At 34.3% G+C, this 12,630-nt stretch carries 8 protein-coding genes and 1 tRNA gene; 3 read left to right on the top strand and 6 right to left on the bottom strand.

Annotation, left to right across the window (positions count from 1 at the left end; genetic code table 11):
• Window positions 1-192: 192 nt before the first annotated feature.
• A tRNA-Gln gene (locus tag ACFIN0_RS01445) sits at window positions 193-267 on the bottom strand.
• Between the two features lie 875 nt (window positions 268-1,142).
• On the opposite strand from ACFIN0_RS01445, the gene ACFIN0_RS01440 reads away from it, so the two are divergent.
• On the top strand, window positions 1,143-1,745 hold the full coding sequence (locus tag ACFIN0_RS01440; protein WP_375606385.1) for a superoxide dismutase: 603 nt from the start codon (window positions 1,143-1,145) through the stop codon (window positions 1,743-1,745).
• Window positions 1,746-1,827: 82 nt separating this feature from the next.
• Here the strand turns inward: ACFIN0_RS01440 and ACFIN0_RS01435 are convergent, their stop codons facing one another.
• The gene (locus ACFIN0_RS01435; protein ID WP_375610098.1) at window positions 1,828-3,921 is read right to left on the bottom strand and encodes a S9 family peptidase; all 2,094 of its coding nucleotides are present in this window, start codon (window positions 3,919-3,921) and stop codon (window positions 1,828-1,830) included.
• A gap of 855 nt (window positions 3,922-4,776) precedes the next feature.
• Between ACFIN0_RS01435 and ACFIN0_RS01430 the strand changes: the two genes are divergently transcribed.
• Complete coding sequence (locus tag ACFIN0_RS01430) at window positions 4,777-5,214, top strand: MucR family transcriptional regulator (RefSeq protein WP_012754848.1); 438 nt, start codon at window positions 4,777-4,779, stop codon at window positions 5,212-5,214.
• 98 nt (window positions 5,215-5,312) lie between these two features.
• Here ACFIN0_RS01430 and ACFIN0_RS01425 read toward each other — a convergent pair whose 3' ends face one another.
• Together ACFIN0_RS01425 and ACFIN0_RS01420 are read right to left on the bottom strand one after the other, a co-directional pair.
• Complete coding sequence (locus ACFIN0_RS01425; protein ID WP_375606387.1) at window positions 5,313-5,723, bottom strand: SufE family protein; 411 nt, start codon at window positions 5,721-5,723, stop codon at window positions 5,313-5,315.
• 166 nt (window positions 5,724-5,889) lie between these two features.
• Window positions 5,890-6,207, bottom strand: coding sequence for a DUF5330 domain-containing protein (locus ACFIN0_RS01420; protein ID WP_375610097.1), 318 nt, complete (start codon window positions 6,205-6,207; stop codon window positions 5,890-5,892).
• Between the two features lie 1,056 nt (window positions 6,208-7,263).
• Here ACFIN0_RS01420 and ACFIN0_RS01415 point away from each other — a divergent pair.
• Window positions 7,264-8,097: a peptidoglycan-binding domain-containing protein gene (locus tag ACFIN0_RS01415; RefSeq protein ID WP_375610096.1), complete on the top strand. Its 834-nt coding sequence runs from the start codon at window positions 7,264-7,266 to the stop codon at window positions 8,095-8,097.
• 892 nt (window positions 8,098-8,989) lie between these two features.
• On the opposite strand, the gene ACFIN0_RS01410 is transcribed toward ACFIN0_RS01415, so the two are convergent.
• Both ACFIN0_RS01410 and ppdK read right to left on the bottom strand, forming a co-directional pair.
• Window positions 8,990-9,121: a hypothetical protein gene (locus ACFIN0_RS01410; RefSeq protein WP_375610095.1), complete on the bottom strand. Its 132-nt coding sequence runs from the start codon at window positions 9,119-9,121 to the stop codon at window positions 8,990-8,992.
• Between the two features lie 716 nt (window positions 9,122-9,837).
• Window positions 9,838-12,504 carry a pyruvate, phosphate dikinase gene (gene ppdK, locus ACFIN0_RS01405; RefSeq protein WP_375610094.1) on the bottom strand — a complete coding sequence of 889 codons (2,667 nt, stop codon included), beginning with the start codon at window positions 12,502-12,504 and terminating at the stop codon, window positions 9,838-9,840.
• Window positions 12,505-12,630 lie beyond the last annotated feature (126 nt).

Raw genomic sequence — 12,630 nt, 5'->3', positions numbered from 1 at the left:
AGCCCCACTCTTATAAAGAAAAATCCCTAAAATAACTATTTTGACTATAATTATAGTAAGAGCCACTCCGCTACAGACGCGTATTTCCCCTCTGACCAATCCGATATGAATGGCTAAAGATAATTAAGAGGTTTAATCCACTCTCAACTCTATGATTTCTCAAGTTTATGGTTGATTCATTTCACCAAAGACTGGCTGGGGTACCTGGATTCGAACCAGGGAATGCCGGTACCAAAAACCGGTGCCTTACCGCTTGGCTATACCCCAAAAAAACACGCTTTATAGCGACTCCTGCACCTTATAGCGATTCCTGTGATTGGACGCAATATCTGAAAATCAAAGACCTTACTTTTTTATCATAAAATTTCTGAGTCTTGTATGGCATTGCCATCGATACAAATTCGTAGCAGAAACTGATATACAATTGTGATTTTAACATAAGTAGCAACCATTTATCCACCAATTATTTTGCTCTTTGTATTGATGTCTTAGGAACAGAACATGAAAATCTTTCAGTTTACTCATGTATCTAATAAATTTGCATATGATTTAATTTTCTTGATATATTAAAATCTCATCTTGCTCAATTTAAGAAAAAAGCTGTCACCACATTGGTAACCGGTAAGTGTATGATAGTGCTGCTGTGCTCTTGCATTAAGCATAAAGATGGTAATGTCCACTAATTTTTACATTATATTATTCATGGGTAGCACCATAAAATAAAATCAAGCACATTGAAAAATATTTCCTAAAAAATAACACTTAATATTCTGTTGAAAACATTATGATACACCAATAAACTGGAAGAGTTTTGCAAAAATTAAAAACATTTTATATGGTATTTGAAAAAATAGATATACAAAAACAAGGAATAATAGCTATGTCCATTTACTTTTTATTCAAAAGATAATGATATTCATTACCCGCTCATAGATATAAAAAATCTTCAGAAGCAATCTTTATGTAGACCAATACCCTTTTTGATTGATGAATATACATTTCCTAAAAGCTTCTTTTACAAAAAGAGAGACATTAAAACTATTTCATACAAACTAGGTATTCAACATTTGCTTTTAAATTCGGTAAATGGCAAATTAGGCTTATGAAATAAGCTTAACAATTAGAATCGAGGAGATTTTTAAATGGCTTTTGAATTGCCCCCGTTGCCTTATGATTACGATGCCCTTTCGCCTTATATGTCACGCGAAACACTTGAATATCATCATGATAAGCATCACCTTGCTTATCTTACCAACACCAATAATTTTGTGAAAGAGTTAGGCTTAGAAAATGAAAGCCTTGAAGATATTGTTAAAAAAAGTTTTGGAAAAAATATTGGTTTGTTTAATAATGCAGCGCAGTATTACAATCATAACCACTTTTGGCTTTGGATGAAAAAAAATGGTGGTGGCCAAAAACTTCCTGAAAAGTTAGCAAAAGCTATTGACGCTGATCTAGGTGGTTATGACAAATTCCGCGCTGATTTTATTGCTGCTGCTAGTGCCCAATTTGGTTCTGGATGGACGTGGGTTGCTGTTAAAGATGGCAAGCTTGAAATTATGAAAACCCCTAATGGTGAAAATCCCTTAGTGCACAATGCTCGCCCTATTTTGGGTGTCGATGTGTGGGAACATTCCTATTACATTGATTATCGCAATGCTCGACCGAAGTACCTCGAATCCTTTGTAGACCATTTAATTAATTGGGACTATGTTTTAGAACTTTATGAAGAATGTGAATTTTAAACTATCTAGATAACTTTTTAGTGTATGAAAGTCTCTATAATCCAATAAATTATCGGAGACTTTCATACAGAAGTATTATGGATTAGCAAAAGTCTTTTCCTGCTATCTTTAGAATATATGCATAGATATAGGCAACTTCTTCTAGCTTTGAAAAACGTCCAGCTGCACCAGCGTGCCCTGAATCCATATTAATACGTAATAAAACTGCATTATCGTCTGTTTTTAGGTCTCGTAATTTTGCCACCCATTTTGCAGGCTCCCAGTAAGTTACACGAGGATCTGTTAATCCTGCCATCACAAGTATAGGGGGATAGTTTTGAGCTTTGACATTATCGTAAGGGGAATAGGAAGCAATAAGCTTATAATCTTCTTCTGATTCAAGAGGGTTCCCCCATTCGCCCCATTCTGGAGGTGTGAGTGGCAATGAAGCATCTAACATTGTCGCTAAGACATCAACAAAAGGCACATTCGCTACGATCCCAGCAAAATCCTGGGGAGCTATATTGGCAATGGCTCCCATCAACATCCCCCCTGCTGAACCACCATGGGCAATCAGCCGGTCGTGAGAAGTGAATTTATTGTTTACAAGGTAACGCCCACAAGCAATAAAATCTGTAAATGTATTGTGCTTAAAGAGATGTTTTCCTTTCTCATACCACTCTACTCCCTTTTCTTTTCCTCCGCGAATATGAGCAATAGCGTAAATAAAACCTCTGTTTACTAGAGAAAGTACATTACTATTGAAACTGGCAGGAATAGAAATCCCATAAGCACCATAACCGTAAAGCAGACAAGGCGCACCACCATCAAGGGGAGTGTTTTTGTGGTAAAAAAGTGAAATAGGAATCTTCTCACCATCGTCTGCTATTGCTATAATCCGTCGTGTTACATATGCATCTTTATTATGCCCAGAGGGAATTATTTGCGTTTTTAAAAGCATTCGTTTACAACTTTTCATCTCATAATCAAACACTTGATCAGGTGTTGTCATAGACGAATAGGAAAAACGAATAGTTGGACTGTTATATTCTGCAACTCCTTGCAGACCTAAAGAATAAGCCTCTTCAGTAAAAGCGATGGAATTAACTTGTTTAGTGGTACGTTCCATTACTTTTATACGTGGAAGCCCCTCAAAACGTTCGATCCAGACAAGAAAATCTTGATAAGCATCATGGGATAATATTAGGCACCCAAGCTGATGTGGGACAAACTCAGACCAATTTTCTGATTGTGGAGATGTATATGGCGCTACCATAATTTTGAAATCTTTTGCATTATCTAAATTGGTTAGAATATAAAAGACATCACCACCCTCTGTAAGTGAATATTCAATACCTTGTTGTCGTTTCCGTACACATTGGGGAACAGTAAAAGGTGCCTCAGCAGGAATTAACCAGATCTCGGATGTTTCATGATCATGAATATTAATATAAATAACATCATTAAGCTTAGAACCGCTTACATCTAAGAAAAAACCTGGATTGTCTTCACGAAAAATAAGCTTATCTTGTGATTGATCTGTGTTTAATTGGTGATAATAGAGCTCTGAAGGTCGGTGGTTTTTATCCATCTTAGTATAGAAAAAACCTTCAGACCTAGCATCCCATACAATTTGACCAGATGTATCAGTAATTGTGTCCGTACAGTCAGACAATGTCTCAAAATTACGAATTTTAGCTGTATAGAATTCTGATCCTTTGTCATCATAGGTCCATACCACATGTGTATGGTCAGGAGATTCTTGAACTGAACCAAATTTAAAATATTCTTTGCCTTCTGCCAAGACATCACCATTAAGGTACACGTTTTTTTCTCCGCCATTCCTTGGTGTCCGAAAATAATGTGGTTGTTGGCCTCCGGTAACATAAGAGAATCCGTAAGCAAAAGGACCATGTTTTATAGGAACAGAACTATCATTCTCTTGTATCCTGTTTTTCATTTCTGTAAAAAGCAAATCTCGTAATGATTTTGTATCAGCCATTTGAGCTGATTGATAAGCATTTTCTTTTTCAAGATGCTGTCGAATATTGGGGTCAAGACAGTTAGGATCTTTAAAAACATCTTGCCAGTTAGACGCACGTAGCCAATGATAGGGATCATCACGAAAAATACCATGATATATTTCCTTATGAGTGATTCTAGATGCTTTGGGAGGAATTGCAAAAGTGCGAGTCATACACAATCCTATATTAAAATATGTTAATAGCTTCGTTTATATGTTAGAATCACAATGATTGATGAAAGTGTAAAAATCTATAAGTTCTATTCACTTGCAAAAATAGCACCATGATAATTTTTAAAACTAATACCTTTCTGTTCATTACATATCACAGCTATTGTTTTCTAGGGATATAATACCACTTTTATAATGAAAGTGACGGGTAAAACAATTAAACTATTAGAAAAAGAATTGATTTTTTTTGAAACAGTATAATCGCATAATTTTACAGAAAGGAATAAATATATCTAAAATATTATTATTACTGTATAAAAAATAAAAATGTTCCATCTCCTTTTAACGAATAGTTTTATATTATAAACAATACTATTATGTCATATTTATAATATAGTATGTTTTTATTATTAAATTTTATAAATATAAATAATAAAAATAAATTTAAAACTTATTAAACATAAACTTACTAAACTATAAGTATTCAAAACAAAATATAATAATTTATATATTATATTTTTTATAATTAGTAATTTTATTTTTACGTTCTCAAAAAAAATAAATAAATTTTATCATATATTTTTTTATATTTGTGATGTATTATATATTATGTATGATATGTTATAGGGTAAAAATATATTTTATCATGTAATAATTTCGTTTTTCTTATTGTATATTATGACAAAAAATGGGTATTTATTTGATTTTTTTGTGTTTTGGCAATTTTATAGAATAATTGAATTGACAAAAAAGATTTTTGTACAATATGAAACTCATGTGCATGAGATCTTTATATCATGAGTATATGCACTATATCTCGATTTTGAATTACTCAATTTTAAATTAAAGGAAACAAGAATGGAACATCGTGCAGTCTTAGAGACTGAAAGCAATTTAGTTATTACATTGGTTGCTGATATTGTTGCTGCCTACGTGAGTAATAATTCTATTCGACCGACTGAAGTGCCAAGTTTAATTGCTGATGTCCATGCTGCTTTTCGTAAAGCAGGGAATCTAGAGTTAACAGAAGTCGAAGTTGAAAAACAAAGGCCTGCCGTTAATCCGAAGCGTTCAGTATTTCCTGATTATCTCATTTGCCTTGAAGATGGAAAGAAGTTTAAATCTCTAAAGCGTCATCTCATGACACATTATGGAATGTTGCCAGAGGAATATCGTGAAAAATGGCAGTTAGATAGTTCTTATCCTATGGTAGCGCCTAATTATGCAAAAACACGATCGGCTTTGGCCAAAGAAATGGGGCTTGGACGCAAAAGCAAACGGAAAAAAACTAAATAATCTTATTTTACGAAAAAATGATTTCATGTATAAAGTTTATTTTAGTATACATGTTTTGTGTGAAGCTTTTGTATATATAGCAATTTCTACCAAAGGTATTACATATAGCTTTCGTTACGAATCCGTTTAATCATTGATTTCAGACCATTTGATCGTTGTGGTGTAAGATTTTCATTTAAACCAAGTTTTTCAAAGAGCTCTTGAGCATCAGAATTGCGAATTTCAGAAGCTTTTTTGCCTGAATAAAAAGCAAGAAGTATATAAATGAGTCCACGCACAATATGAGCATCGGAATCACCTTGAAACGTCAATATTGGATCTTCTGAGTTATTACGTGAAGATAAAAGCCACACTTGGCTAACACAACCAGGAACTTTGTGAGCATCGTTTCGAGCGCTTTCCGGAAAAGGTGGCAATTCATAGCCAAGCTCGATGACATAACGATAACGATCTTCCCAATTATCCAAAAGCGAAAAGTTATCTATAATATTACCGATTGTGTCCGCCATTATTTTAGTCCTGTTTCGTTTGAATAATCATTCTTGAATACACTTATAAAAAATAAATATTTATTCTTCCTAACATAAATAACACGAAGAACGTTAAAAATCCTTATTTCAAGATAACATTGCATGGTTTTGTAAAAACTCTTGTATTTCGATTTTGTAAGAAACATTAGGGAAAGTCTCTGATATTATTTTTGTTTCCTAATATGTTCCCTAAATATTCATAAGCAGCTCTTGCACCGTAATATGCGCGCTCGCCAAGTGAACTTAAAAAGGATTTTCCTACTTTGCAGGTTTTTATATTACGGTCACAAAATGCGCCTAAGTCATTTAAGGCTTCCTTAAAAGCAATAATCACATCGCTCGTTGTTGTCTCATTATTTTTGGGGATAGAAGAATGATTACTGCTTGGATCTGCTACAAAAAATGAAACAATGACAAAAATAAAAAATAAAAAAAATGATAATTTGATTAAAAAACGTATCATGGATAATCAATGTACCGCAGTGGTAAATACAATAAAAGAAGCATTTTATCCACCGTTGCTTTATAAACAATTTATAAAATGTACTTTTTATAAAATTGAGTATTCATGTATTGGATCTATATCATTGGCTTTTTTATAAATATGGCACAATTCCGCTGCATAAAATGGGATACATTGTCTATTCAGTAAAAAATTAACATCAAAATTATACACTTACAAGCTGGTCATGTTAATAAACATACTATGATAAAAAATGAGAGAGATAATCATGTTGTGTACATAATTATTTTAAATAATAATCCACCATCTTAGCTTAGTTGAAAAGGCTAACAAGAGTAAACTCTGTTATTCTGATTCTAGTGTCGATAAAATATTTATATTATCTATAAAATTTTTACTGGAATGTTATAAAAATAGTCAACATGTCGATAAAAACATCAAAAAAATAACTGCATCTCTTATGATTACATCTCAAACCAGTTTTTTTCTATAACATTGTAAACATCAATTTAATTGATACTTATGAAAATTATTTAATAGAAGGAATTTATACAAAAATATAATAATATTGATAGATAATTATTCTTACCAAACCGTTTATGGATAAGTAACCATCTATATGTAAATTATAAAGAATAGATAATGATTGTCATCTGTTTAGTGTTATAGGCAAATATTTTCAATTTTAGTTTAAATAATAGCCAAACATATGCCCCAAAATGAAGAATAACGTGGCATTATTGTTTAGATAATTATATGTGATAATGCAGTTTGCAAACACCAAAATGATCTTGAATGCTAATCATTTGGTGCTCTCTTTATACACATTAAAGATTTATATAAAATAAAATGAAATGAATAAAAGTTGATAAGAACTCTTGTTGATTTATCAACTTATAAATTGATATAATGAAGCCGCTCGTTCTAGGAGTTTGAAAGGAAAATCAATAATGTCAATGCACTTTTCGCTGTCTGAAAATAAGAACTGATTCATATTCGTTTCCTAATTTATATTTGTTTCTTTGTAAAAAATAAACGCAACTGAAAATAAAAGTAATGGCAACAAAACGAAAGACATACCGAAAAAAAAATGTAAAACACCGTAAATACTATAGTAGTATTGTTATAACGCTTCTTCTTATAATTTTTCATTTTATTTTTTGGTGTGTAAAAACTCTTTATTTCTATACAAGAAAAAATACTTTATTTTTTGTTGGATCTCTTCTTTTTAGCATTAGTTTTTTATTTATTTCATTTAATGCTTTATTTTTGCAAATGACAACGCATCAAAATATTTTAACTCAAATGAAATTTTCCTCTGTTCAAAGTATAGGTAAGAGCTCTATTTTATCGGAAAAAGAAGAAAAATCACAAGAACTCTCCCGTGTAACTTCTGTACATTCTCAAAGTCAGAACCACACAAATTCACCTTTACCCTCTCAATCAGCAAGCATGCTGGAAAAGCAAAAAGAACTAACAAAATTAGGCCTTTATGATGGACCATTAGATGGACTGGAAGGACCTAAAACACGCCGAGCCATCACTTTATGGAAACAGCAAACTGCTCAGAGAATGCAAAAGAATGTTCTATCTAATCCCGCAACAGATGAAATCGCGATATTAATTAAGCAAAGCGAAATAGAAACAAACAATACAAAAAATATGACACACTTAAAAGAAGCTATTTTAGAGCCTTCTGTTGAAGATATTATACAAGTGCAAAAAGCTTTACATATTTTTGGGAATGAGGAGGTTGTTGTCACAGGAATAGAAGATCAAAAGACGATAGAAGCTTTAAAACAGTTTCAAAAAATATTTGATCTTCCTGTAACAGGTAAAATTAATCACACAATTTTAATGAAAATGCGTGAAGTTGGTTTATTAAATTGAAGTAATCTCTTAATTTATAATGATAATTCATCTTTCGTTTATTTAATATTCCCCTCAAACATTCCTTCATCTCAAGCCCTCTTATATTCAATCAATCAGAATGGTTTTCTTACACATTACATATTGAGCCGTACAATTTGCTGCAAAAAAAACACAACCGATTGCAGAAAAAAGAAATATTGCAAAATAGCAAACGTGCTCGTTCTACCATTTTTATTGCCTCTGATGATAAAAGAACACGAAATTTTTGTAGTATCACGTAAACCTTTCATATCATCGAGCCACGAATTGTCCATATATTATCGTCAATTTGATCTTTATAAATATGATGCAAAGAATTTGTGCAAACATCTGTAAAGATAAGTAGACGTAAGGCTAGTTGTGTTATGATTGTTGTTTCGCAAAGTGTCTGATAAAAAACCAGCACTTCTCTCCAATCTATTGCTGGAAAATTATGTGTTTTATGACATTGTTTTCCTAAGAGAGCGTGTGCGTTTAGTATTGCCTATAAATCAACATCCAAACCTAACGCAGCAGTATGTTTGAAACAAATATTAAGACAGTTTAGTACTTCTCTCAGCTCTCATAGCTTTTGTATGCCAAATGGAGGCAAGAATATTGCGCATCTCTGTTTGTATAATCTCCTTAAAACAGGAAAACAGCCTAATTTGGAAAGAATATGAAAATTTAAGGTAAAAACCAGTTTTTATCTTTGCCATTTCCTTTTAATTCAGCTTTACACCTTTCAATAACATCTAAAGTAATATCTTTAATGGAGATTACCTATTGCCTCATGCTTTTATTTATCACATGTCTTTTTGGCCTCACTCCCCCTCACCTAAAATAAAATGTCCCAAACAGAATATACTTGGATTGCCATTCACGGGCTTTCTTAAAAAACATCTCTAAAGCACCCAAGACCACTTCGCAACAACGCCCGTGAATAATAATAGCAGCCCCACTGCACGCGCCGCGCATCATCTTTACGCTTTTTGTCAAGAAGCAAGCCGGCACCATTACACATTTACCTACCTTCAATTTGTGACAGCTCTTGACATTTGAGATGATTCATAAAAGGCATATCCTTACTTTATTTTTTTATCCACAGACACTCATCCCGCCTATAACACACAAAAAACATGGTTTTGATTGATTCATTATAAAAAAAGTCGAAATGAGAGGATTTTATGATATTTACAGCTTTCATTCAATATAAGAAATAAAAAATTATCATTATAAATCAACAGATTGTGTAACTTTGATATTCCTTCATAAGTGTAAAGACGGTAGCGCATAATGGAGTTTATAAATTTTGGGAAGATTTTCATAAACTTACGGAGAGTTTTACATAATCCCCATTCCACGAATGTCAATGTGAAATGGGGCATCTACTGAGAAATGTCTATCTCAAACAGCATGATATGCAAAAAAATGCATTTGTTTGCAGCATTCTATCTTGCGTGAGGAGCTCATTCCCCTATAAAAAAGCAAATGCATAAATTGACTGCACAATAACACGTTTCTCTCTATCAAGAGGTTCGCCAATAGAAAGTGATTAATAATATATCTTTTGTCTATCCTGCTTTATATTTTCTCTCATAAACCTCTAAAAAAACACTTTCTCGCGTAACATAACTTATCGTGCATTTTAGAAGCATTTTTATTCCCTTTATTAAAGAAAATAAAAAATATATAAAAATTTATTTCTGTAATAACTATACAACAAAAAATATTAACCCATTACATCCTTTTTGCTATTGCGGCCTGAGCTGCTGCTAAACGAGCAATTGGTACTCGAAAAGGAGAACACGAAACATAATCTAGGTTATTTTCTTCACATAAAGCAATAGAGGCAGGATCGCCTCCATGTTCACCGCAAATTCCCAATTTTATTTTTGCACGCTTTGAGCGTCCACGCTGTGCAGCAATGGTAATAAGTTCCCCTACTCCATCACGGTCAATAGATACGAAAGGATCTTGCTCTAAAAGACCTTTTTGAAAATAGGTTGCCAAAAAAGGAGCAGCATCATCACGGGAAATCCCAAAAGTAGTTTGTGTCAAATCGTTTGTTCCAAATGAAAAAAATTCAGCAGTTTCAGCAATTTCATCTGCTCGAAGCGCTGCCCTTGGAAGTTCAATCATCGTCCCAACCATATATTGAATAGTACCTCCCTTTTCTTTCATCACTTCCTCAGCAACCTGATCAATACGCGCTTTTACAAAATCGAGTTCAGATTTAAGAGCAACCAATGGCACCATAATTTCAAGCATAACAGGAGATCCAGATTTTTGGGCAGATTCTGCTGCTGCTTCAAAAATCGCCCGCGCTTGCATTTCTGCAATTTCAGGATAAGTAATAGCTAAACGGCATCCTCGTAATCCAAGCATAGGATTAAATTCGTGTAACTGCTGAGCACGTTCAGCAAGCACTTCAGCAGAAACCCCCATAGCTGTTGCAACATCAAGAATTTCTGCTTTCGTTTTAGGCAAAAACTCATGGAGTGGCGGATCTAACAAACGAATGGTAACAGGTAAACCACACATAATTTCAAATAATTCACTAAAATCTGAACGCTGCATTGGCAAAAGCTTATCTAGTGCTTTACGACGACCATTTTCATCATGACTTAAAATCATTTCACGCATGGCAACAATACGTTCTCCAGAAAAAAACATATGCTCCGTACGACAAAGACCTATACCTTCAGCCCCGAAAGAACGCCCCATACGGGCATCAGATGGTGTCTCAGCATTGGCGCGAACTCTTATACGTCGCATCCCATCAGCCCATTCCATTAATTTTGCAAAGTCTCCGCAAAGCTTAGGCTGCAACATTGCAACTTTCCCTTTGAAAATTTCCCCACTTCCACCATCAATCGTGATAACATCGCCTTTTTTAAAGCTTTCTCCTGAAGCAAATAGCGTATTTGTATTATAATCAATCCGCACACTACCAGCACCAGAAATACATGGTTTTCCCATTCCACGCGCAACAACAGCAGCGTGACTTGTCATGCCGCCACGCGTTGTTAAAATTCCTTCTGCAGCATGCATACCATGAATATCTTCTGGGCTTGTTTCCACACGGACCAAAATAACTTTTCGCCCTTCTGCTGACACAGTTTCTGCCTCTTCCGAAGTAAAAACAATTTCACCGGTTGCTGCTCCAGGAGAAGCAGGTAAACCACGTCCTATAACAAAACGCTCTGCTTTGGGATCAAGTGTTGGATGTAAAAGTTGGTCAAGTGACTTTGCATCAATACGCATTACCGCTTCTTCACGGCTTATTAACCCCTCCTCAACCATTTCAATTGCCATCTTGAGAGCTGCACGAGCCGTACGTTTTCCCGAACGAGTCTGCAGCATCCATAATTTACCTTTTTCAATGGTAAATTCGAGATCTTGCATATCCCGATAATGCTGCTCAAGCTTCTGCGCGATCTGACATAACTTCAAAAAAGCCTCAGGCATAATTTTTTCTAAAGACGGCTTATTTGAACCAGCAACAATACGCGCATTTTCTGTAATATTTTGAGGCGTTCGAATACCCGCCACAACATCTTCTCCTTGCGCATTAACTAAAAATTCACCGTAAAGTTCTTTTTTTCCTGTCGATGGATTGCGTGTAAAAGCAACACCTGTTGCCGAATCTTCACCCATGTTGCCGAAAACCATAGCTTGCACATTAACTGCCGTTCCCCAACTTTCAGGAATGCTATGTAAACGACGATAAGTGACTGCGCGTGCTGTCATCCAACTTGAAAAAACGGCTCCAATCGCCCCCCATAATTGCTGTTCAGGATCTTGTGGAAAAGGGATTCCTAATTTTTCTTCAATATATGCTTTATAAGAAGCAATAACATGTTTCCAATCATCTGCTGTCATTTCTGTATCAATAGTGTAACCATTGCGTTCTTTTACCTCATCAAGAATCTCTTCAAAATAAGAATGGTCTACCCCCAAAACAACGTTAGAATACATTTGGATAAAACGCCGATAACTATCATAAGCAAACCGTTCATTATTAGCTTGTAAAGCAATAGCTTTTACAGTCTTATCATTCATGCCAAGGTTAAGCACTGTATCCATCATTCCTGGCATAGAAGCCCTAGCCCCTGAACGAACAGAAAGCAAAAGTGGTCTTTGCTCATTACCAAATTCACGTCCTGTTTGTTCACCAACGCGTCTTAATGCTTGCTTAACAGATTCCTGTAGCTCTTCTGGGTATGATTTGTCATGTGCGTAATAAAAATTACAGACTTCTGTTGTCAGAGTAAATCCTGGCGGTACGGGCAAACCAAGACTACTCATTTCTGCTAAATTAGCCCCTTTACCTCCGAGAAGATTACGCTCGCTTGCACTTCCTTCTGCGTTTCCATCTCCAAAACTATAAACCCATTTTTTCATTGTACAAATCCTCCCATATCAGCATCAAAACACCATTCAACCTAGGCTTAACTTAAATGATTCAAAATCGGCGAAATAAAAAAGATCGCTTCATAAATGCATAATACCTAACCTTCTTAAAAGAGA

The sequence above is a fragment of the Bartonella sp. AA89HNZF genome, from assembly GCF_042196905.1.
Taxonomy (GTDB): Bacteria; Pseudomonadota; Alphaproteobacteria; order Rhizobiales; family Rhizobiaceae; genus Bartonella.
The sequence above is the reverse complement of the archived record's forward strand: the minus strand, read 5'-3'. Positions and strand labels throughout refer to the sequence as shown.